This is a genomic window from Pseudomonas sp. NBRC 111143 (assembly GCF_001320965.1).
GTDB lineage: Bacteria > Pseudomonadota > Gammaproteobacteria > Pseudomonadales > Pseudomonadaceae > Aquipseudomonas > Aquipseudomonas machongensis.
Genome location: NZ_BCBT01000039.1, coordinates 12,702 through 35,523, shown reverse-complemented (window position 1 = coordinate 35,523; position 22,822 = coordinate 12,702). Strand labels below are relative to the sequence as shown.

Below are 22,822 nucleotides of genomic sequence, written 5' to 3'. Positions count from 1 at the left end.
GGATGCTCCCGTTCTCAATACTTAGGCTTGCCGAAAACACGGCTGAGAATATTCACGACCAGCACGATCATCACCAGTACCAGCGAGGCCGCCCAGGCGAGCTCCAGCTGGTTGTCGAAAGGCATGCCGGAGAAGTTGTAGATCAGTACCGCCAGCGAGGCCGTGGGGTTCATCACCGCCAGGCTGCCATCGTGGTAGATCCAGTAGTTGCTGAACAATGCGGTGAACAGCAGCGGCGCGGTTTCGCCTGCGGCGCGGGCCACGGCCAGCATGACGCCCGTAAGGATGGCCGGCATGCCGGTCGGCAGGATGATCTTCCAGATCACCTGGGCGCGGGTACAGCCCATGCCGTAGGCGGCGTCCTTCATGATCTTGGGCACCATCTTCATCGCCTCTTCGGCGGTCAGCACGACGATCGGCAGCATCAGTACCGCCAGCGCCACACCACCGGCCGGTGCGGAATAAGTGCCGGTGGTCATGACCACCAGGGCATAGGCGAACACGCCAGCCAGGATCGACGGCAGGCCGGTCAGCATCTTGGCGGCAAAGCGCGACGCATTGGCAAGCTTGCTGTCCGGACCGAGCTCGGCGAGGAAGATCGCCGCCAGGATGCCGACCGGCACCGCGATGGCAGCGGCGATACCGACCATGACGAAGGTACCGGCCATGGCGTTGCCGAAACCACCGCCCATCTCGAAGCCGGTGGGCGGCAGCTCGGTGAACACCTCCAGGCTCAGGCGTGCACCGCCGCGGGTGATCAGCATGTAGAGCACGGAAATCAGCGGCACGCTGGCCAGCAGGGCCACGCACCAGACCATCGTGGTCAGGGTCAGGCTGCGCAGGGCGCGGCCCTCGAACCGGCGCTGCAGGCTGGGCAATGCAGTTGCAGGGGTCGTGAGGTCGGTCATTATTTATTACCCCGCTGGGCGTAGAGCATGATCAGCGATCCGATGACGTTCACCAGCAGGGTGATGAACATCAGTACCAGCGCCGCGTACATCAGCACCTCGACCTCGTTCGGCCCGGCTTCAGGGAAGTTCAGGGCCAGCAAGGCCGCCAGCGTGTTGGCCGGGGCGAACAGGGAAAGCGTGATGGTGTTGGCGTTGCCCACCAGCATGGCCAGCGCCATGGTCTCGCCAAGGGCACGGCCCAGGCCGAGCACCAGGGAGCCGAAGATGCCAGTGGCGGCAGACGGCACCATCACCTTGAGGATGGCTTCCCAGTGGGTGGTGCCCATGCCGTAGGCTGCCTGCTTGGTCTTCATCGGCACGCTGGTCAGCGCATCCTGGGACACGGCGGCCACGGTGGGCAGAATCATGATGGCGAGCACCAGTGCCGCTGGCAGCAGCCCGGGCCCACTCAAGGAGGAACCGAAGAACGGAATCCAGCCCAGTTCGCTGTTCAACCATGCGGTCAGCGGGCGGATCGCCGGGATCACCACATAGATGCCCCACAGGCCGTAGACGACGCTGGGGATGGCGGCGAGCAGCTCGACGATGGTGCGAAACACCGCAGCGAGTTTTGCGGGCAGGAAATCCTGGGTGAGGAAAATCGCCATGCTGACACCGAAGAAACCGGCGATCAGCAATGCAATCAGGGCGCTGTAGAGCGTACCCCAGATCGCCGGCAGAATGCCGTATTTGCCTTGGTTAACGTCCCACACGCTGCCGAAGAGCACATCGAATCCGTGCTTTTCCATACCCGGCAGCGCCTTGCGCCCTACTTCGTAGACCAGCGCAAAGACCAGTGCCAGCACCAGCACCACGCCGATACGTGCAAGTGCACGGAACGTACGGTCGACCAGGAAATCCTTGGTTGACGGCGGCTGGCATGCAGAGTCGGGGTTATCCGGAATGGCAAAAGGTGTGTTCATGGATTATTTCCGGGACAGGGGCAGAGGCGCCCGGCATGCCTGCAAGGCAGGCCGGGCGCAACCTGGCAGTCTTACTGGATGTTCTGGGCCGCTTTGCGCACCTGGTCGACAACCGACTGCGGCAGTGGGATGTATCCCATCGAGTCGGCGATCTTCTGACCTTCGGTCAGGCTGTACTCGATCATGTCGCGCATGGCCTTGGCCTTGGCGGGGTTACCGTTGTCCTTGCGGAAGATCATCCAGGTGTACGAGGTGATCGGGTAGGACTTGGCACCGTCCGGATCAGGCAGCCAGGCCACCAGGTTTTCCGGCATCTTCACTGCTGCCAGTGCTTCGGCACCGCTTTCGGCGTTCGGTACGACATACTGGCCGGCCTTGTTCTGCAGGGCAGCGAAGTCGACCTTGGCCAGCTTGGCGAAGCCGTATTCGATGTAGCCGATGGCGCCCGGGGTCTGGCGTACGGTGGCGGTCACGCCGTCGTTCTTCGGCGACTTGATGAACTTGTCGGTCGCCGGCCAGTTCACGGTGTTGCCCTCGCCCAGCGCTTCCTTGAAGCCAGGGTTGATGGCCGACAGGTGCTTGGTGAAGACGGCGGTGGTACCGCTGGAATCTGCACGCACGACCACGGTGATCGGGGTGGCAGGCAGCTTCAGCTCAGGGTTGGCAGCGGCGATCTTCGGATCGTTCCACTGGGTGATCTTGCCCAGGAAGATGTCGGAGTAGACGTCGCGCGGCAGCTTCAGGCCCTTGGGGTTGCCCGGCAGGTTGTAGGCCAGGACGATCTCGCCCGCAGTCATCGGCAGCAACTGAACGCCCTCGCCGACCTTGGCAATTTCTTCGTCTTTCATGGCCGAGTCGCTGGCGGCGAAATCGACGGTCTTGTTCAGGAAGTCCTGGACACCGGCGCCGCTGCCCTTGGACTGGTAATCGACGGTGACCCCATCGGTCTTCTTGCTGAAATCCTTGAACCAGGTCAGGTAGATCGGTGCAGGGAAGCTCGCGCCGGAACCGGTCAGGCGGACGTTTTCTGCGGCGAAGGCCGAAGTGGCGCTAAGCGAAACGGCAACGGCGAGTGCAGCAGACTTCATCAGGCGTATCATGGAAAAGCGCTCCGTGTGATGGCCGGAACACTTTGCAGCAGCTGTATTACAACTTTGTGACCATTGGGTGGCAAACCACCTGCTCAGCCCCCATGAATCGGGCCGACAAGGCAATTTGATGCCATTTCGTAGTAACTAAATGTGACTAGTCCCAGCGGCAGCACCAGCAACTGAAAATCAAATGACCTTCACCGAACGCCCGATGAACTTCACAGGGCCAGTCGGCCGGCCCGTGGGTGAGCCGCCCGCCTTCTCCAGCGTCAGTTCGAACAACTGATTGGGTTCAAGAGGCGGCAGGTCGCGCAGCGGAACGCGATACTGCTCGCCAGGCTTGACCAAGCCCAGGGAGACTGGCGCCTGCCATTGCTCACCCTTGGTCCAGAATTGCAGGGTCATCCCTTCGGGCACCTGATCCCGACCCAGCGGGATCAACGCGATGGTCTGCGCATCGCTGGCCTGCACGACCCAGCCGGGCACCTGATCGGTCGGCGCTACCAGCACCACCAGGTAATGGGTCGTCGCAGGACGGGTGGTCAGCAGGGCCAGGCTCAGGAGCACAGTCGCCGCCAGACCGGCGACGCTCACACCTTGCCATAGGCCCAGACGACTCCACCATCGGTTTGTCGGACGCACCTGTCGGGCCTGCTCCGAAATACTGCGGTCGATCCGTCGCCACAGACGCGTGCTTGGCTTTTGCGGCTCAGCCAGCGTGGTCAACTCGAGCAGGCGCGCTTCCCAACGGTCGACAGCCGCCCGCAAGTCCGGCTCGCGGTCCAGCCGCGCAAGCACCGCAGCGCGCTGTTCGGCAGACAGCGTCCCCAGCACATACTCCCCCGCCAGCACATCGAGCAGCTGCTTAGGGTCATCGGTTGAACCCGGCGTCATGTCATGCACTCCCGCAACGCCTCGAGGCTTCGCTTGATCCACGCCTTGACCGTACCCAGCGGCGCTCCCATCAGGCTGGCGATTTCCGCGTGGCTGCAGCCGTCTACATAGGCATGCAGGACACACCGCTGCGGTGCAGGCTGCAGTTGCTCAAGGCAGCGATAGATCTTTGCGGAGCCTGACCAGATGGCGCCGTCGTCGAATTCCCCAACCAAGGTCGCGATATCCGCGTCGTCCAACGCCGTCTCCTGTCGGCTGTCGCGCACGGCGTTCAAGGCCAGGTGGCGGTTGATGCTGTAGATCCAGCCCCGGGCCGAACCTCGCGTCGCATCGAAGCTGCTCGCCCGCGTCCAGATGCGAATGAACGCATCGTGGACGATATCCTCGGCCATGGCACCATCGCGCACGATGCGCCGCACCACCCCGAGCAAACGCGAACCTTCATGGTCGTAGAGCGCCTGCAAGGCGCTGCGGTCACCCCGCGCGCAAGCGGCAAGGCAATCCTGGAAATCGAAAGGCGTAACGGATGAATTCACTCTCGGCACGGTCCTGTGTCGGCGCTCAGCCCCGGCCTTGCGGCCGGGGCTTGTAGGTTCTGTATGAAAAACCTTGATACTCGGTGATGCTGCGTTGAAAACAGCCTCGGAATGCTCATTTACAATCCGTAAACTCCGCTTCCTCGGCTGTTTTCGCCTTGCCTGACCTTCGTCTCAAGGCTTTTCATACAGCCCCTAGAGCAGCGTAGATGATCCATTGCCAAGCGTCAGTTCAACCACGCGTCATTTTGCAGACCAGAAGATGTAGTCGGCCTGGTATTTGACGATCTGCTGCGCCCCCTTGTTCTGCGCTGTACAGGCCATTGCCGGCGCCACACCGCCCTGAGTGGCGAGGCGCTGGATGTAGCTGACCCCATGCATTGCCCCTTTACCCTCGGCCGGATTCGCCTTGACCAGTTGGTAAGGCAGATCGCCTTTGCCCGCAGGGGCCACGGCAAGCTGGGTGCCGGTGACTTTCGAGCCGTCCTTGGCCTGCCAGGTGGCGGGCGGGCCAAAGTAGTCGCCGATAGCCTTGCCACTGCGGTCGCTGAGGGTCGCCTTGGGACCGACGAAGAACCACTCGGTCTCGCCCGGCGCATTGCTCTTGTCACGGCACTCGTAGGTGATTTCACCGACGCCGACGGTTTCGAGCATGACCGTGTGGCCAGCGGGCACCTTGACGGCATCGGGTACCGCGGCATGGGCAGCCTGTTGCGCGAGCGTGAAGCTCGATACGAGCAGGATCGAGGCAAACGGGATTTTCATGGGATGGACTCCTGGTGGGCACTCGGTTGGACAGTCGATGACTGTTGTCTTCCTGTACCCGCCAGCAGCCGTTGTGGATGCAGGCGAGGCGTTCCTGGCGACGAACGGTCGCAGGACGCCTATTCGGCGGACTCCACCACGCCCTGATCCTCGCCCAGGAAGCCACCGCTCTGATGCTGCCACAACCGCGCATAGGTGCCGTTTCTGGCCAGCAGTTCAGCGTGGGTGCCCTGCTCGATGATGCGCCCTTCATCCATCACGATGAGCCTGTCCATCGCCGCGATGGTGGACAACCGGTGAGCGATGGCGATCACCGTCTTGCCCTGCATCATGTCATCGAGGCTTTCCTGGATGGCGACCTCAACCTCCGAGTCCAACGCACTGGTGGCCTCGTCGAGCAGCAGGATCGGGGCATTCTTGAGCATCACCCGCGCAATCGTGATTCGCTGGCGCTGGCCCCCGGACAGCTTGATGCCACGCTCGCCTACCAAGGTGTCGTAGCCGGTGTGCCCTTGGCGGTCGCTCAACTGGCTGATGAAGCCATCGGCCTGGGCACTGGCGGCAGCACGACGGATCTGCGCCTCGCTCGCCTCGGGGCGACCGTAGGCGATGTTGTCGCGAATCGAACGGTGCAACAGCGAGGTGTCCTGGGTGACCATGCCGATGGCGCTGCGCAGGCTGTCCTGGGTGACCTGGGCGATGTTCTGCCCATCGATGCGGATCTCGCCACTGTCCACGTCATAGAAACGCAGCAGCAAGTTGATCAGCGTCGACTTGCCCGCACCGGAGCGGCCGACCAGGCCGATCTTCTCGCCGGGGCGAATCTCAAGGCTCAGGCCATCGAGCACCTGGCGCTCGCCGTTATAGTTGAAACGCACATTATCGAAGCTCACCGCCCCGCCGTGGGTCACCAGCTCTCCCGCGTTCGGCACATCCTGGACCTTGGGGCCGGTGGTCAGGGTCACCATGCCGTCCTGCACGGTGCCGATATTCTCGAACAGCGAGGTCATCTGCCACATGATCCAGTGCGACATACCATTGACGCGCAGTGCCATGGCAGTGATCGCCGCCACTGCGCCGGCGCCCACTTCGCCCTGGTGCCACAGCCACAAGGCGTAACCTCCCGCGCCCATGATCAGGCCGACCACCAACGCCTGGTTGGCGATCTCGAACAGGCTGACCAGGCGCATCTGGCGAAAGCCGGTCTGCTTGAAATCTTCCATCGCCGCACGGGCGAAGTGCGCCTCGCGCCGGGAGTGGGAAAACAGTTTCACCGTGGTGATGTTGGTGTAGGCATCCGAAACCCGCCCTGTCATCGACGAGCGGGCATGGGCCTGTTCCTGGCCAACCTTTCCCAGGCGCGGGACGAAATACACCATGGTCAGGCCGAACAGCACCACCCAGGCAATGAACGGCAGCATGAGCTTGAGCGCGAAGCCGCCAGCCAGGGCAATGATCGCCACGAAGTACACGCCGATACCGGGCAGGATCTCGATCAGGGTGAACAGCACCTCACGCACCGCCAGCGCCGTCTGCATCACCTTGGTGGTGACCCGGCCAGAGAACTCGTCGGAGAAGAACGACAAGCTCTGGCGCAGCATCAGGCGATGGAAATCCCAACGCAGGCGCAGCGGCAGGTTGATCGCCAGCACCTGATGCTGCACCAGCGTGCGCCCCGCCACCAGGCCGATACTGACCAGCAGCACGGCCCCCGCACCCCACAGCACCCTCGCCTCCTCTGCGGTCACCGCATCGCCCACTTTCCAGGTCGAAAGCAGGTCCACCACCTGGCCAAGGAAGGCGAACAGCCAGGCCTCGTAGATCGACACTGCAGCGCTGAGCAGCGCCAGCGCCACGATATAGCCCCGGGCGCCGCGCGTGCAGGCCCACATGAACCGTGCCAGGCCCATGGGCGGTGGTGGGGCTTCGTCGGGTGGGAAGGGGTCTAGCCAACGCTCGAATATGCGCAGCATGGAAGTCTCCGAATAAGCCAAACAAGGGATTGTGCCAGTTCATGACGACAGGTGGCGGAAATTGACATCGACAGCGGTGCGCAGCCGGCGACCGGGCGCCAGCGGTCAGATGAAGGAATTTTCATCTTCCACGCCAGCGCGCTGCTACCGGGGTGGGCGGCACGTCACGCTGTTCGCTGGCCGTGACCGACCTTGAGCCGACCGCCGAGCTTGCGTAGCATCCCCGGCCCTTGGGGCCGCAGACGGCCCACTGCGGGCCAGCCCTCGCCTTCACTCGTCATCACTTCAGCGAGCCCCCATGCCACAGCCGATTCCCCTCAAGGACCACGAAAAGGAAAAGCACCTGGTCAACCGCCGGCTGCTGGTCTGCGCCGCGCTGACCCTGGGCCTGGTTGCCGTGCTGATCGGCAGGCTGTACGTCTTGCAGGTGCTGCAGCACGACCAGCAATCGGCGGTCTCGGAGAACAACCGCGTGCACGTGCTGCCCATCGCCCCCGAACGCGGGTTGATCTACGACCGTAACGGCGTGGTGCTGGCCGACAACAAGCCCAGCTTCAACCTCACCATGACCCGCGAGCGCACCAACGGCCAGACCCCCGCCGTGCTCGATGCCCTGGCGAAGATCCTGAACCTCTCCGACGACGACCGCGCCCAGTTCGACAAAGACCTGCGCCGCGGCCGCAAGCCGTTCGAACCGGTCACCCTGATGTTCGGCCTGAGCGAAGAGCAGATCGCGCTGATCGCGGTCAATCAGTTCCGCCTGCCCGGCCTGGACGTCGAGCCGCAGTTCATTCGCGAATACCCGCTGGCCGAACACTTCGCCCATTCGGTCGGCTACGTCGGACGGATCAACGAAAAGGAAGCCAAGACCCTCGACAGCACCGAGTACCGCGGCACCCAGTCGATCGGCAAGACCGGCGTCGAGCGCTTCTACGAAAACGAACTGCACGGCCATGTGGGGTATGAGGAAGTCGAGACCAATGCCCAGGGGCGGGTCATGCGCGTGCTGCGCCATCACGATCCGGTGCCGGGCAAGGATATCGTCCTGAGCCTGGACGCCAAACTGCAGCAGGCCGCCGAAAAGGCCCTGGGCGATCGCCGCGGCGCGGTGGTGGCGCTGGATCCAGCCACGGGCGACGTACTGGCGATGGTCAGCAACCCCAGCTTCGACCCCAACCTGTTCGTCAAGGGCATCAGCTTCAAGCAATACGCCGCGCTGCGCGACTCGATCGACCGTCCGCTGTTCAACCGCGTGCTGCGCGGGCTGTATGCGCCAGGCTCGACGGTCAAGCCGGAAGTGGCCATCGCCGGCCTGGACAGCGGCGTGATCAATCCGGGTAGCCGCGTGTTCGACCCCGGCTACTACGAGCTGCCCAACTACGACCACAAGTACCGCAACTGGAACCGCAGCGGCGATGGCTGGGTGGACATGTACACCGCCATCATGCGTTCCAACGACACCTACTTCTACGACCTGGCGCACAAGCTGGGCATTGACCGCCTGCACGACTACATGGCCGAGTTCGGCCTGGGCCAGAAGGTCTCCCTGGACATGTTCGAGGAAGCGCCCGGCCTGATGCCGTCTGCGCAATGGAAACGCGCCACCCGCCGCCAGGCCTGGTTCCCCGGCGAAACCCTGATCCTCGGCATCGGCCAAGGGTACATGCAGGTCACCCCGCTGCAACTGGCGCAGGCCACCAGCCTGCTGGCCAGCAAGGGGGTGTGGCACCGTCCGCACCTGGCCATGACCGTGGGTGGCGAGCACCCGGTCGACCCGAACCCGATGCCCGACATCGTGCTGCATGACAAACGCGCCTGGGACCAGGTCAGCCAGGGCATGCAGATGGTCATGCACGATCCGCGCGGCATCGCCCGTGCGGCCGCCGCTGGCGCGCAGTACCGGATTGCCGGCAAGAGCGGCACCGCGCAGGTCGTGGCGATCCGCCAGGGCGAGCGCTACAACCGCGACAAGACCCTGGAGCGGCACCGCGACAACGCCCTGTTCGTGGGTTTCGCCCCCGCCGAGCATCCCTCCATCGTGGTGGCGGTGATGATCGAGAACGGCGAGGCTGGCGGCCGGGTGGCCGGACCTGTGGTGCGCGAGATCATGGATGCCTGGTTGCTGGATGACCAGGGGCACCTGAAGGAACAGTACGCCGGGAGCGCGGGCAAGGGCGCGGTACCGCACGGCTGACGCCAGGTCGCCCGCCTCCTGTGGACGCGGGTTCACCCATCATCGCAACGGATACAGCGCCTCGTCGAACTGCTCCAGACGCGGGAACACCAGTGGCTGGTCATCCGAAAGCTGTTCCAGACGCTGACGATACTGCACCAGGAACTCACCCCGCGCCTCGTCGCTGATATAGGGCACGTGCCAGGCCACGAACGGCGCCAGCACCTCGAAACCGACATAGGCCAGGGTGCCGCGCAGGATCGGCCGCAGCATGTCCTCCAGCGGCCCGTGGATCGCCCCTTCGCCGAACATGTGCTCTCGCCCGCCCAGGGTCACGGTCACCAGCGCCTTCTTGCCCGCCAGGCCACCCTGGTCGTAGAAACGCTTGCCGCCATAGCACACCCCCGACACCAGCACCCGGTCGATCCAGCCCTTGAGCATGGCCGGGGCGGAGAACCAGAAGATCGGGAAGTTCAGCACCAGCAGATCGGCCCACAGCAGCTTGTCCAGCTCCTGCCGGATATCCGCGGCGATGGAGCCGCTCTTGACGCCCAGGCGTTGTTCCAGCGCATAGACCAGATACTCCGGGTTTTCACGGGTGCTGAAATCCTCGGCGCTGGCCACCGGGTTCCAGCCCATGGCGTACAGGTCGCTGACCTGCACCTGGTGTCCCTGGGCCTTGAAAGTCTCCACCGCCTGGTCGCGCAGGGCGGCGGTGAAGGAATGCGGTTCAGGGTGGGCGTGGACGATCAGTACGTTCATGGAAGCTGTCCTTCGGCAATTGGCTGGGTAGTGGCAGCGGCGCGACCGGCCAGCAGGCGGTCGAGCCAGTCCGGGTCCATCTGCGGTTCGGAAGAGAACAGCAGCCCGGTGTAATCCTGATACGGCGGGGTGAAAATCGACTCGCGCCGCCCCTGGTCCACCACCCTGCCCCGCTGCATCACCATCACCTCGTCGGCGATGGCGCGCACGGTAGCCACATCGTGGGTGATGAACAGGTAGGCCACGCCCAGCTGGCGCTGGATGCGGTCGAGCAGCTTGAGCACGCCTTCGGCCACCAGCTGATCGAGGGCCGAGGTCACCTCGTCGCAGATGATCAGTTGCGGCTCGGCGGCCAGGGCGCGGGCGATGCACACCCGCTGCTTCTGCCCGCCGGACAGTTCGCGGGGCTGGCGCTCCATGAACCTGGCAGGGTCCAGCTCGATCATCTCCAGCAGCTCGGCGACCCGCTCGCGCAGCGCCCTGCCCTTGAGGCCCAGGTAGAACGCCAGTGGGCGACCGATGATGTCGACGATACGCTGGCGTGGATTGAGCGCGGTGTCGGGGATCTGGTAGATCATCTGGATGCGTCGCAACTGCTCCTTGCTGCGCCGCCGGTAGTCGGCCGGCAAGGCTTCACCGTCGTACAGCACCTGGCCGCTGCTCGGTTGCAGGAGACCGGTAATCAGCCGCGCGGTGGTGCTCTTGCCGCTGCCGGACTCGCCGATCACCGCCAGCGTCTGGCCGCGCTCCAGCTTGAGCGACACCTCATGCAGCACCGGCTGGGCGCCGTAGCTGGCCGAGGCGTTGCGCACCTCGAGCAGTGGCCGGGCCTGCGCCTGGCTGGGCTTGGGTTCGGTATGGAAGCTGCGCACCGCCCACAGCGAACGGGTGTAGTCCTGGCTCGGGGCGCCGAGCATGGTGCGGGTGGCAGCCTCCTCGACCAGGCTGCCGTGGCGCAGCACCATGATGCGGTCGGCGATCTGCGCCACCAGGGCCAGGTCGTGGCTGATGTACAACGCTGCGCTGCCGAAGCGCTTGACCGCATCGCGAATGGCGGCGATCACCTCGATCTGGGTGGTCACGTCGAGCGCAGTGGTCGGCTCGTCGAACACGATCAAGTCCGGGTGGCAGGCCATGGCCATGGCGGTCATCACCCGCTGCAGTTGGCCGCCAGACACCTGGTGCGGGTAGCGCCGGCCGATGTTCTCCGGGTCCGGCAGGCGCAGCACGCGGTACAGTTCGACCGCCTCGGCCTCGGCGGTGGCGCGGTCGATACCGCCGTTGATCACGGCGGTTTCCACATGCTGGTCGATCAACCGATGCGCCGGGTTGAACGACGCCGCAGCGCTCTGCGCCACGTAGGCCACCCGCAGGCCGCGCAGCTTGCGCAGCACCTCGGGGGCCGCGCCGACCAGTTCCTGGCCGTCGAAGCACACCGAGCCACGGGCGATGCGGCAGCCGTCGCGCACGTACCCCATCGCAGCGAGGCCGAGGGTCGACTTGCCGGCCCCCGACTCACCGATCAAGCCCAGTACCTCGCCGCGCTGCAGGGTCAGATCGATGCCCTTGACCAGCGGGTGCCAGGCGTCGTCGGAGTGACCTTCGATATGCAGGTCGCGGATTTGCAGTAGCGGTTTCATGCTCAGCACTCCTTCAGGCCGCTGGACTTGTGCAGCACCCAGTCGACGACGAAATTCACGCTCACGGTGATCAGCGCCACCGCCAGCGCCGGCAGCAGCGGGCTGACATCGCCGAAGGTGATCAGCACGGCGTTGTCGCGCACCATGCTGCCCCAGTCGGCGGTGGGCGGCTGGATGCCCAGGCCGAGGAACGACAGTGCACTGATGAACAGGAAGACAAAGCAGAAGCGCAGGCCGAACTCGGCGATCAGCGGCGCTGCGGCATTGGGCAGCACCTCGCGGGTGACCAGCCACCACAACCCTTCCCCGCGCAGCCGCGCCGCCTCGACGAAGTCCTGCACCACCACGCTCATCGCCACCGCCCGCGACAGGCGGAACACCCGGGTGGCATCGAGCAGCGCGATCACCAGCACCAGCGAGGTGGTGGTGGTGCCGACCACGCTGAGAATCAGCAAGGCGAAGATCAGTTGCGGGATGGCCATGAGGATGTCCACCACCCGCGACATGCCCTGGTCGATCCAGCCACCGCGAATCGCCGCCACCAGCCCGCAGAAGCCGCCCAGGGCGAAGGCCAGCACGGTGGTCAGGAAGGCGATGCCGAGAGTATTGCGTGCGCCATAGACCAGGCGGCTGAACATGTCGCGGCCCAGGTTGTCGGTGCCGAGCAGGAACTGCCCGCCCCAGGGTGCGAAGCCCTCGCCGACCACTTCGGTTTCGCCGAACGGCGCCACCAGCGGCGCGAACAGCGCCACCAGCACATACAGCAGGATCACCAGCAGGCCGAACTTGGCGCTCAGCGGCGCACGGCGCAATTGCGTGTACAGGCTCATGGGCTACCCCTTCGGATGCATCAGGCGCGGGTTGCTGGCGATCGACAGCACATCGGCACTGGTGTTGAGCAGGATGTAGGTGGCGGCGAAGATCAAGCTGCAGGCCTGCACCACCGGGATGTCGCGCTTGGCCACCGAGTCGACCAGCAACTGGCCCAGGCCCGGGTAGACGAACACCACCTCGACCACCACCACGCCAACCACCAGGTACGCCAGGTTCAGCGCCACCACGTTGACGATCGGCGCCAGGGCGTTGGGCAAGGCATGGCGGAAGATGATCCGCGCCTGGCCGATACCCTTGAGCCGGGCCATCTCGATGTAGGGGCTGGCGAGCAGGTTGATCAGCGAGGCGCGGGTCATGCGCATCATCTGCGCCACCACCACCAGGCTCAGGGTCAGCACCGGCAGCAGCGAGCGCTCCAGCACCTCGCCCAGGGAGGCATCCGGGGAGAGGTTGGAGATGCTTGGCAGCCAGGCCAGCTTCACCGCAAACACCAGGATCAGGATGTAGGCGACGAAGAATTCCGGGAACGACACCGCACTCAGGGCGCTGGTGTTGAGCAGCCGGTCGAACCAGCTGTTGCGGTACAGCGCCGCCAGCATGCCCAGCAGCAGCGCCAGTGGCACCGACACCAGGGCCGCCAGCAGCGCCAGGCTGAAGGTGTTGCCCAGGCGTGCGCCGATCAGCTCGGCGATCGGCCGCTGGTTGGCCAGCGACACGCCGAGATCGCCTTGCAGCAGTTGCCAGCCCCAGTGGAAGAAGCGCGTCAGCGCGGGTTGGTCCAGGCCCAGTTGGCTGCGCAGTGCAGCCACGGTTTCCGGGGTGGCGGCCTGGCCGAGCATGGCCTGGGCCACGTCGCCCGGGAGCATGCCCACCGCCAGGAAGATGATCACCGACACCGCCAGCAGCGACAGCAGGCCCAGGGCCAGGCGCTGGGCGAGCAGTTTGCAGAGACTATTCACCGTACGGTCCTCGCGACGAAATGGGATTCAGGCCTGCCACCAGCGCTCGATCAGGCGCAGGCCGTCCAGCTCACCGTAAGGTGCGGTGACGCCGCCGTGCATCACCCGCCGGGAGCGGGCCGCGACGGAGCTTGCGAACAGCGGCACGATGGCGCCGCCATCGTCGCGGCACAGCGCCTGCATTTCGTTGTACATCTCCTGGCGCAGCGGAGCGTTCATCTCGCCACGGGCAGCGTTGAGCAACTGGTTGAAGCGCGGGTTGTCCCAGTGCGTCTCGTTCCACGCCGCGCCCTTGGCGTAGCCGATGCTGAACATGCGGTCGGCGGTCAGGCTCGAGTACCAGAACGAGGTGGTGAACGGCTGCTTCATCCACACGTTGGTGAAGAAGCCGTCGGCCGGCTCGCGCACCACGTCGATGTCGATACCGGCCTTGCGCGCCTGCTCCTTGAACAGCACCGAGGCGTCGACTGCGCCGGTGTAGGCGGCGTCGGAGGCCTGCAGGCGCACCTTGAGGCTGTCCATGCCGGCCTGCTTGAGGTAGAAGCGCGCCTTGTCGGCGTCGTATACCCGCTGCTCCAGGGCCGTGTTGATGAAGCGGCTGCCAGGCTGGATCGGGTGGTCGTTGCCGATCTGGCCGTATCCGTACAGCACCGAGGTCAGCAGGGCCTGTCGGTCGATGGCGTGCTTGAGCGCCAGGCGCACGTTGTTGTCCTGGAACTGCGCGGTGTCGCAGAGCATGGGGAAGGTGTAGTGCTGGGCGCCTTTGGTTTCCTCGATCACCAGTTGCGGGTTGCGCTTGAGCAGCGCCACGGTCTTGAGGTCGACCTTGTTGATCACATCCACCTGGCCTGTGACCAGGGCATTGACCCGCGCCGCGCCGTCGGCGATCGACAGCAACTCGGCCGTGGCGAAATGCGCCCTGCCCGGCTTCCAGTAGTCGGGGCTGCGCACCAGGTCCATGCGCACGCCCGGCTCGAAGTGCTTGAGGCGATAGCCGCCCGTGCCGATACCGGCCTGCCAGTCGGCGGCGCCGTCCTTGGCGGGCATGATCACCAGGTGGTAGTCGGCGACCACATAGGGGAAGTCGGCGTTGCCCGAGTGCAGCTCGAACACCACGGTGGCGGCGTCCTGGGCACGCACCACGGCAACATCGCCGAGGACGGTCTTGGCCGCCGAGGTGGATTTCTCGCCCAGGTGATGCTGGATCGAGGCGACCACATCGCCGGCATCGAGGCTCTTGCCATCGTGGAAGGTCACGCCCTGGCGCAGGAAGAAGGTCCAGACCTTGGCATCCGGGCTGGACTCCCAGCGCTCGGCCAGCTCCGGAATGGCGGTGCCGTCGACGCTGATTTCGCTGAGGGTGTTGTAGACCGCCGAGAAGCCGACGAAGGTGAAGGTGTCGGCCCAGGTGCCGGGGTCACGCGAGTCAGTGGTGCTGCCCCCGGCCAGCCCCATGCGCAGGGTGCCGCCAGCCTTGGGGGTGACCTCCTCGGCCCAGCCCGGCAGGGGCAGGCCCAGGGAGAAGGCGCCGGCGAAGGTCGCCGCTGCCGCGCTGTACTTGAGGAACTCCCGACGTGGCAGGCCGCCGCCGGGCATCGCTTGAGTGATCTTGTTGTTCTTATCGCTCATGGCATTGCCCCTGTTGAACCGCTGGAAGAAGGATCGCAGGCATCGATGACCGAATATTTGTAATTGTCATCGTGACAAATACATTAGACTCATTGGCATGCCCCTGCCAAGATGGATTTTCACAGGGACACCGACTTTGCGATTCACCAGGGATTTTTACCGATGAGCCAATCGACCCGCCTGATCACCGCCTCGTACATCCTCTCGTTCGTGGCCGCCAACGCGCCGCAGAAACTGCGCACCGAGACCATCGCCAGGTGGGTCAAGGTGCACCCCACACGGGTGCGCAGCCTGGCTTCGCAGATGGTCAAGGCCAACATTCTCAAGTCCTGGCGCGGCGCCCAGGGCGGCCTCACCCTCGCCCGTCCGGCCAGCGAGATCACCCTGCGCGAGGTGTACGACGCAGTGCAGGAGAGCTCGCTGATCGCCGAGAAGATCGACAACCCGTTTTCGGGGATGGAGGATCACTGCAAGGTGTTCGAGGTGTTCACCGGGCTGTTCGCGATGCTGGAGGCGAACATGCGCCTGGACCTGGGGGCGATCACGGCGGACCAGTTGTTCGTTGCGTTCGATCAGCCGGTTGAGGGGGCTGTGGAAGGTTGATTGGCAGGGCCGGCCTTTTCGCGGGCAAGCCCGCGAAAAAAGCCATCCGCCTCAACCTGTAACTACCCTGCCCTCCAGCACCTGCGAAGCACACTGGGCAATCCGCCGGCAAGCCTCGGTCAGGGCCTCGGCACCCAGCACCAGCCCCAGGCGAATATGCCCCGCCGCACTCGGCCCGAACGCTTCCCCCGCCAGTACCGATACGCCATGTTCCTCCAACAGCAGGCTGGAAAACGCCTGGGCGCTGAGGCCGGTCTGGCGGATATCGACCATCACGAACATCCCGCCATCAGGCTTGAGTGCCTTCACCCCCGGACAATCGGCCAAGCGTTCGCAGACCAGGTCGCGCCGCTGTCGATAGGCCTCGCGCATCGCTTCGAGCTCCGGCAGGCGCTGCTCCAGCGCCACCACGGCAGCATCCTGGATGAAGTCCGGCGAGCCATACAGCATGCACAGCGCCAGGTTCTCCAGGTGCGCGGCCAACGACGCCGAACCGACCACCCAGCCAACCCGCCAGCCCGTCATGGCGTGGGACTTGGACAGGCTGTTCAGGGTCGCGGTCCGGTCGGCCATGCCTGGCAGGCTGCCAGGGCTGATATGCTCGCCTTCGTACAACAGCTCGCTGTACACCTCGTCGCTGATCAGCCACAGGTCATGGGCCACGCACAGTTCGGCCAGCGCCTCCCAGGTGCTGCGCGGCAGGCTGGCACCGGAGGGGTTGTGCGGGCTGTTCAGCGCCAGCGCGCGGGTACGCGGGGTGATGCGCGCGGCAACATCCTCGGCCTGCACGCGAAAGCCATGCTCGGGCTTGACCGGCACCGGCACCACCGTGGCGCCACAGGCGCCGAACACGGCCTCGTAGGTGACGTACATCGGCTCGGCGACGATCACCTCGTCACCCGGGTCGAGCACGCACTGGGCCACGCAGAACAACGCGCACTGGGCACCGGCCAGCACCGTCACCTGGTCGGCATCGACGGCTTGGCCGCTGCGCTGCTGGTGGCGCCGGGCGATCGCCTGGCGCAGGGCGCGCTTGCCGCGTATATCGGAGTAATGGGTGTGGCCGTCCTGCAGGCTGTCGATGGCGGCCTGGACGATCGGCGCCGGGGTGTCGAAGTCCGGGTCGCCCACCGACAGCAGCAGGATGTCGCGGCCCTGAGCCTGCAGCTCAAGGGCGCGGTAATGAATCTCCCAGGCCGCAGCGCCGTCACCGGCGATGCGCTGGGTCAGCTTTGAAAAACGCATGAAAAACCTCCATCAATGGGCGCAGGCATGCCTGAGTTCGATCAGGGTGACGCCATTGCGCGCGAATCCGTTCCTGAGTTCCTGCTCCAGTTCATCGAGGCTGCCGGGCTGCGCCACGGCGCAACCGAAGGCGCGGCCCAGGCCGATGAAGTCGGGGTTGCGCGGCAGCACGCCGATGGGCTCAATATCCAGGCCCAGCATATCGTCGCGGATCTGCCCGAGCGCATCGTTGTTCCACAGCAATACCACCAGCGGCCGGTCCAGCTCCTCGACCGCCGTGGCCAGTTCCTGCGCGGTGTACAGGAAGCCGCCGTCACCCACCAGCACCAGGCCCGGACGCTCGCCACCGGCGAACATGCCGCCGATGCCCGCCGGTAGACCATAACCCAGGGTTCCGTACCCCGTGGGATGCAGCCAACTGCGCGGCGCCTTGCTGGGGAAGGCGTAGTTGCCGGTATAGGCCAACTGCGTCATGTCGGTACTGATGAAGGCATTGTCCGGCAATGCTCGGCCCACACGGTCGAGAATGCCTTGGTGCAGCCGCTGCAACGGACCATGCCCTGCCCTCACCGCCTCGCGCAGGCCGGCAACCGCCTGGATGACCGCCGTGGCGTCGCGGCGAACCTGTGGAAGATGCTCCAGCACCCCGACCAGGGTGAGGCGCGCATCACCCTGCAGGGCCAGGGCGCAAGGATAGAAGTCGTTGAACTTGCGCGGGTCGATGTCGATGCGGATCAGTTCGCCGTTGATCGGCAGGCGATCGCGCCAGAAATCGGTGTCGGCCATCTCGGTCCCCACCGCCAGCACCACGTCAGCCTCGGCGATCATCTGCCAGCCAGGCTCCACACACAGGCTAGCGCCGGCACTGAGCGGCGACTCAGGCGGCAGCAGCCCCTTGCCTGCCACGCTGGTGAACACCGGTGCCGCCAGGCGCTCGCTCAGCGCGGCCAGTTCAGCACCCGCCTGCAATGCCCCACCGCCAGCGATGATCATCGGGCGCTTGGCCGCCGCCAGCCTGGCCGCTGCCTGATCCAGCACCGTGCGATCCGGCACGCTGCGACCAGGACGGCGTACCACCTCGGCGCTCCAGTCACGCGCCACCGCTGCCGACAGCACATCCAGCGGCACCGAAATATGCACCGGCCGCGGTCGCTCGCTGTCGAACACCGCCCAGGCGCGGGCGATCAGCTCAGGCAGGTCTTCCGGGCTCAGGGCCAGCGCCGAGAAGGCGGTGATCGGCGCGGTCATCGCGCGTTGGTCCTGGGTCTCGTGCAGGCAACCCCAGCCCTTGCCCAGGCTGGCGCTGTGGTTGACGCTGGAAATCACCAGCAACGGAATCGAGTCGGCATGGGCCTGGCCGATGGCGGTGGCGGCATTGGTCACACCGGGGCCGGTGATGACGAAGCACACTCCCGGCTTGCCACTGATGCGCGCATAGCCGTCGGCCATGAAGCCAGCGCCCTGTTCATGGCGGGTCAGCACATGGCGGATGCCACTGCCAGGCAGGCCGCGATACAGCTCCAGCGTGTGCACGCCGGGGATGCCGAACACGGTGTCGACGCCATAGTTGGCCAGCAATCGGACCAGGGCCTGGCCGCCGGTCAAGGGTTTGTCATGCATGTTCATCTCCTCAGGCCTGGCCCAGGCGGATCAGCGCATCGACCGCCGTGGTGGCGTTGGCGCCGACCATCAATGGGTTGACGTCCAGTTCCAGCAACTGGCTGGCGTTTTCGCAGGCGTAGTCGGCCACCGCGCGTATCGCGGCCACCAAGGCATCCAGATCGGCCGCCGGGCGCCCGCGGAAGCCCTGCAGCAATCCGGCGCTGCGCAGCCCGAGCAAGGCGGCGCGGATGGCGCCATCGGTGGTGGGCAGCAGCAGGCTGGTGCTGTCCTTGAGCAGCTCGACCAGCACCCCGCCAGCACCAATGATCAATGCCAGGGCAAAGCCGTTCTCGCGTTTGATGCCGACGATCAACTCGGCCAACGCGGGCTCGGCCATCGGTTCGAGCAGTACTCGATCAAACGGCACCTGCGGCGCATGGGCGTGGATACGTTCGCGCATCTGGTGCAGCGCGGCCTCGAGCGCGCGGCCATCACGCAGGTTCAGCGCCACCGCGCCGGCTTCGGTCTTGTGCGGCAACTGCGCGCTGACGGCCTTGAGCACCAGCGGAAAACCGACAGTGGCCGAATCGGCCAGCGCCGAACCAGGGGTGCTCAGCCGACCGTCCGGGACCGGCAAACCAAAGGGCCGCAGGGCCTGCTTGGACTGCCACTCGTCCAGCAAGCGCGCCTTGCCAGTCAGCGCCTGCGGGCACAATGGCACCAGTGCGGACTCGCCCAATGCCAGCAGGCGCTGTCGATTGGCCTGGTACGCCACGATCCGCCCCCAGGCCGCCAGGCCATCTTCCACGCCCTGTAACGCCGCAATGCCATGGGCATGCAGATGCTCACGGGCGCTGGCCGGCAGCAGCTCGGGGAAGGCCGAGGTGACGAAGCCGATCTTGCCGTGACGCGCCAGGGCCTGGCAGTACAGCGCCAGCAGCAGGTCGCACTCCTTGCGCTCGCCGGTGAACTCGGCCGGATAGTCGAGCACCAGCATCGCCGCATCGGCATCGCTGCGCAGGGCGCTGTCGAGCATACGCTGCAGCGCCTCGCCGTCGCCCCAGATGGCCGTGGTGAAGTCCAGCGGGTTGACCAGGTTGGCGTAGCTGGGCAGGACCTGGGCCAGTTCATCGACCTGGCCCCGCTCAAGTTTGGGCAGGCTCAGCTGATTGCGCTCGGCATAGTCGGCGATCAGCCCGGCATCACCGCCCGAGCAGGCCAGGGCAATCAGCCGCCCGCCTTGGGGCAACTGCCCGCAGGCGGCGGCCTTGAGGGTCTCGACGAAGCTTACCGGGCCGCTTACGCGGATCACGCCCAGGCGCTTGAACAAGGCGTCGTACAGCGCGTCGGAGCCCGACAACGAGCTGGTGTGGCTGAGCGCAAGTTCGGCACCGATCTGCGACACGCCAGTCTTCAGCGCGATGATCGGCGTGCCGCGCTCCAGCGCCTTGTGCGCGGCGCGGGCAAAGCCAGGCACGTTCTTCAAGCCTTCCAGGTGCAGGCCGATGGCGGTGACGCGCGGGTCGTCCAGCAGCACGTCCATCAACTCGGCCACGCCCAGTTGCGCCTGGTTGCCGACCGACGCCATGTAGGCCACCGGCAGCGAGCGGTCGCTCATCGACAGGTTGTAGGCGAAGTTGCCGCTCTGGGTGAGGATCGCCACGCCCTTCTCGACCGTCTTGCCGCCATGGGCGACCGGCCACAGCGCGGCGCTGTGCAGGTAGTCGAGCAGGCCATAGCAGTTGGGCCCGAGCAGCGCCATGTTGCCGGCCGCCTGCAGCAGGCGCTGCTGCAGGGCCTCGCCCTCGGCGCCGCTTTCGGCAAAGCCCGAGGCGTAGCAGATAGCCCCACCGGCACCGAGCGCGGCGAGTTGCTCGACGCAGGCCAGGGTCAGCTCGCGGTTGGTGGCGATGAACACGGCATCCGGGCCGCACGGCAGCTCGGCGACGGTGGCCACGCACGGGATGCCATCGATGCTGGGGTGCTGCGGGTTGACCAGCCACATCGGGCCCTGGAACCCGCCTTCGGCGCAGCGCTTGAGGGCGCGGGCCATGCTGCGGCCACCGACGAAGGCCAGGTGCTGCGGCGCCAGCAGACGCTTGAGGTTGTCACGAATCGACTGCGACATGAGTGTTCTCCAGCCCGATCAGCGCAGCAGAGGGCGCAACAGTTCGCGGGAAATGATGTGCCGCTGGATCTCTGACGTACCCTCCCAGATCCGCTCGATCCGCGCGTTGCGCCAGATCCGCTCCACCGGTCCCTCGTCCATCAGGCCCATGCCGCCAAAGATCTGTACCGCTTCATCGGCGACCTTGCCCAGCACTTCGCTGGCGAACAGCTTGGCCATGCCGGCCTCGCCATCGGTCATGCTCCCCTGGTCCATCTTCCAGGCGGTGTGCAAGGTCAGCAGCTCGGCCGCGCGAATCTGCGTAGCCATGTCGGCAAGCTTGAACGACACGCCCTGATAACTGCCGATCGGTTGGCCGAACTGCTTGCGATCCGCCGACCACTGCAGCGACAGGTCCAGTGCACGCTGGGCCTGGCCGACGCAGTTGGCGGCGACCATCACCCGCCCGGCGGTGAGCCAGGCGTTGGCCACTTCCCAGCCCTTGCCGACCTCGCCCAGCACCTTGCTGGCGGGCACCTTGCAGTCGTCGAAGAACAGCTCGTAGGTGTGGTAGCCACGGTTGCTCACGCATTTGGGCCCGCGGCGGATGGTCATGCCGGGGGTGCCGCGATCGACCAGGAAGGCAGTGACGGCGTTGCGCTTGCGGCCGTTGTGCTCGTAGGTGTCGGTGACGGCGAAGACGATGGCGAAGTCGGCGTGCCCGGCATGGCTGATGAAATGCTTGCTGCCGTTGATCACGAAGTCATCGCCCTGGCGCACGGCGCGGGTCTTGATGGCGTTGGCATCGGAGCCGGCGCCAGGCTCGGTGAGGGCGAAGCAATCGATCTTCTCGCCCTGCACGCTGGGCAGCAGGTAGTCGTTGATCTGCTCGTGCTTGCAGGCCATGAGAATTTTCGAAGGGCGTGCGACGAACACGTGCACGGCCCAGGACACCTTCGACAACTCACGTTCGATCAGCGCCTGGGACAGGTAATCAAGCCCGCCACCGCCGACCTCTTCGGGCATGTTGAAGGCATAGAAGCCTGCGGCGATGGCCTTGCCGCGGATCTGCGCAGCCAACTCGGGCGACACCGCGTCGGCGCGGTCGACCTCTTCCTCGTGGGGCAGCAGCTCCTTGGCAACGAAACTGCGTACCGCTTCCACCAACATTTCTTGTTCTTGGGTCAGTTGGAAATTCATCTGGCAGGGTCCTGGAGAAGGTACTGAGGGAGGTGCTGGAAGGTCATTTGCCGACGAAGCGCGCGGGCCTGCGCTCGACGGAGGCGCGCAGTGCCTCGGCACCGTCCTCGCTGCGCCCGCACAGCAGCCCGGCGGCCAGTTCTGCAGACAATTGCTCGGCCAGGGTGCGCTGGGCACCGTCGCGGATCAGGCGTTTGGTCTGGGCGAAGGCGAAAGTCGGGCCCTGGGCCAGGCGTGAGGCGAGATCGGCGGTGACGCTCAGCAGTTGATCGTCGGCACAGACTTCGCCCACCAGGCCTGCGGCGAGTGCCCGTTCGGCGCCCCACAGCTCGTCGAGGAACAGCAGGCGCTTGGCCTGCTCGCTGCCGATCAACCGCGGCAGGTGCCAACTGGCGCCCGCGTCAGGGCTGTAGGCCATGCTGGTGTAGCCAGCCTTGAAGCGCGCCGAAGCGGCGGCGATACGCAGGTCGCAGCACAGGGTCAGGTCCATGCCGGCGCCGACTGCGGTGCCGTTGATCGCGGCGAGGGTGGGTTTGTCGAGGGTGTGCAGGCGCTGCATCAAGGCATGGGCGGTTTCGGTCCAGCCGTAGCTTTCCAAGGCGCCGCGAGCCTCGGCCTCGGCCCATTCGGCAAGGTCGGCGCCAGCGCAGAAGCTGCGCCCACTGCCAGTCAGTACCACCACGCGCACGGCGGGGTCGGCGTTGAAGTCTTCGAGCAGGCTGTGCAGGTGCTTGAGGGTGGGGATGTCCAGGGCATTGCGCTGGTCGGGGCGGTTGAGCGTGATCCAGGCGACACCGGCTTCGAGGGTGGTCAACAGGCTGGTCATGGGAAGCCTCGAGTTGTTGTGGTTGGGGTGGGCTTGGAGAAGATACTAAACGAGTGTTCAACAAGGCGGCAATCGGCGGATATGGGGCTGTTACAACTTCGCACAATCGG

Annotated in this window: 19 protein-coding genes; 2 read left to right on the top strand and 17 right to left on the bottom strand. The window is 65.6% G+C overall.

Going from position 1 to position 22,822, the window contains the following annotated elements; all coding sequences use genetic code 11:
• Positions 1-14: 14 nt before the first annotated feature.
• From pstA to APH44_RS19685, 7 genes are all read right to left on the bottom strand, one after another.
• Entirely contained in the window at positions 15-908 is an 894-nt protein-coding gene (pstA, locus tag APH44_RS19715) for a phosphate ABC transporter permease PstA (RefSeq protein WP_054894155.1), read from the bottom strand.
• Positions 908-1,873, bottom strand: a complete 966-nt coding sequence (gene pstC / locus APH44_RS19710; RefSeq protein ID WP_054894154.1) for a phosphate ABC transporter permease subunit PstC — start codon at positions 1,871-1,873, stop codon at positions 908-910. Before pstC ends, pstA begins: the two co-directional genes overlap by 1 nt.
• A 71-nt stretch (positions 1,874-1,944) precedes the next feature.
• Complete coding sequence (pstS, locus tag APH44_RS19705; protein ID WP_054894153.1) at positions 1,945-2,973, bottom strand: phosphate ABC transporter substrate-binding protein PstS; 1,029 nt, start codon at positions 2,971-2,973, stop codon at positions 1,945-1,947.
• A gap of 177 nt (positions 2,974-3,150) precedes the next feature.
• On the bottom strand, positions 3,151-3,858 hold the full coding sequence (locus tag APH44_RS19700) for an anti-sigma factor domain-containing protein (protein ID WP_054894152.1): 708 nt from the start codon (positions 3,856-3,858) through the stop codon (positions 3,151-3,153).
• Positions 3,855-4,394: a sigma-70 family RNA polymerase sigma factor gene (locus APH44_RS19695; protein ID WP_054894151.1), complete on the bottom strand. Its 540-nt coding sequence runs from the start codon at positions 4,392-4,394 to the stop codon at positions 3,855-3,857. The genes APH44_RS19700 and APH44_RS19695 overlap by 4 nt, the downstream gene beginning before the upstream one ends.
• 243 nt (positions 4,395-4,637) lie before the next feature.
• Positions 4,638-5,159, bottom strand: a complete 522-nt coding sequence (locus tag APH44_RS19690) for a DUF3455 domain-containing protein (RefSeq protein ID WP_054894150.1) — start codon at positions 5,157-5,159, stop codon at positions 4,638-4,640.
• A gap of 119 nt (positions 5,160-5,278) precedes the next feature.
• Complete coding sequence (locus APH44_RS19685; protein ID WP_054894149.1) at positions 5,279-7,132, bottom strand: ABC transporter ATP-binding protein; 1,854 nt, start codon at positions 7,130-7,132, stop codon at positions 5,279-5,281.
• Between the two features lie 298 nt (positions 7,133-7,430).
• Between APH44_RS19685 and mrdA the strand changes: the two genes are divergently transcribed.
• A complete protein-coding gene (gene mrdA / locus APH44_RS19680; protein ID WP_054894148.1) occupies positions 7,431-9,326 on the top strand; it encodes a penicillin-binding protein 2 in 1,896 nt (631 codons plus the stop codon).
• A gap of 39 nt (positions 9,327-9,365) precedes the next feature.
• On the opposite strand, the gene APH44_RS19675 is transcribed toward mrdA, so the two are convergent.
• Genes APH44_RS19675 through APH44_RS19655 form a run of 5 tightly spaced genes read right to left on the bottom strand, consistent with a single transcriptional unit; the run spans position 9,366 to position 15,129 of the window.
• On the bottom strand, positions 9,366-10,067 hold the full coding sequence (locus APH44_RS19675) for an NAD(P)H-dependent oxidoreductase (protein ID WP_054894147.1): 702 nt from the start codon (positions 10,065-10,067) through the stop codon (positions 9,366-9,368).
• A complete protein-coding gene (locus tag APH44_RS19670) occupies positions 10,064-11,707 on the bottom strand; it encodes an ABC transporter ATP-binding protein (RefSeq protein ID WP_054894146.1) in 1,644 nt (547 codons plus the stop codon). Before APH44_RS19670 ends, APH44_RS19675 begins: the two co-directional genes overlap by 4 nt.
• A 2-nt stretch (positions 11,708-11,709) precedes the next feature.
• Entirely contained in the window at positions 11,710-12,537 is an 828-nt protein-coding gene (locus tag APH44_RS19665; RefSeq protein WP_054894145.1) for an ABC transporter permease, read from the bottom strand.
• A gap of 3 nt (positions 12,538-12,540) precedes the next feature.
• Positions 12,541-13,500 carry an ABC transporter permease gene (locus tag APH44_RS19660; RefSeq protein ID WP_054894144.1) on the bottom strand — a complete coding sequence of 320 codons (960 nt, stop codon included), beginning with the start codon at positions 13,498-13,500 and terminating at the stop codon, positions 12,541-12,543.
• Positions 13,501-13,527: 27 nt separating this feature from the next.
• Positions 13,528-15,129, bottom strand: coding sequence for an ABC transporter substrate-binding protein (locus tag APH44_RS19655; protein ID WP_054894143.1), 1,602 nt, complete (start codon positions 15,127-15,129; stop codon positions 13,528-13,530).
• A gap of 162 nt (positions 15,130-15,291) precedes the next feature.
• Here APH44_RS19655 and APH44_RS19650 point away from each other — a divergent pair, with 162 nt between their 5' ends.
• Positions 15,292-15,732 carry an Rrf2 family transcriptional regulator gene (locus tag APH44_RS19650; protein WP_054894142.1) on the top strand — a complete coding sequence of 147 codons (441 nt, stop codon included), beginning with the start codon at positions 15,292-15,294 and terminating at the stop codon, positions 15,730-15,732.
• 51 nt (positions 15,733-15,783) lie between these two features.
• On the opposite strand, the gene APH44_RS19645 is transcribed toward APH44_RS19650, so the two are convergent.
• The 5 genes from APH44_RS19645 to APH44_RS19625 are packed head-to-tail and all read right to left on the bottom strand — an operon-like array spanning position 15,784 to position 22,712.
• Positions 15,784-16,977: a pyridoxal phosphate-dependent aminotransferase gene (locus tag APH44_RS19645; protein WP_054894141.1), complete on the bottom strand. Its 1,194-nt coding sequence runs from the start codon at positions 16,975-16,977 to the stop codon at positions 15,784-15,786.
• Between the two features lie 12 nt (positions 16,978-16,989).
• Positions 16,990-18,597 carry a 5-guanidino-2-oxopentanoate decarboxylase gene (locus tag APH44_RS19640; protein ID WP_054894140.1) on the bottom strand — a complete coding sequence of 536 codons (1,608 nt, stop codon included), beginning with the start codon at positions 18,595-18,597 and terminating at the stop codon, positions 16,990-16,992.
• A 10-nt stretch (positions 18,598-18,607) separates the two neighbouring features.
• A complete protein-coding gene (locus APH44_RS19635) occupies positions 18,608-20,707 on the bottom strand; it encodes an acetate--CoA ligase family protein (protein ID WP_054894139.1) in 2,100 nt (699 codons plus the stop codon).
• Between the two features lie 18 nt (positions 20,708-20,725).
• Positions 20,726-21,886, bottom strand: coding sequence for an acyl-CoA dehydrogenase family protein (locus APH44_RS19630; protein WP_054894138.1), 1,161 nt, complete (start codon positions 21,884-21,886; stop codon positions 20,726-20,728).
• Between the two features lie 43 nt (positions 21,887-21,929).
• Entirely contained in the window at positions 21,930-22,712 is a 783-nt protein-coding gene (locus APH44_RS19625) for an enoyl-CoA hydratase/isomerase family protein (protein WP_054894137.1), read from the bottom strand.
• Positions 22,713-22,822: the final 110 nt, after the last annotated feature.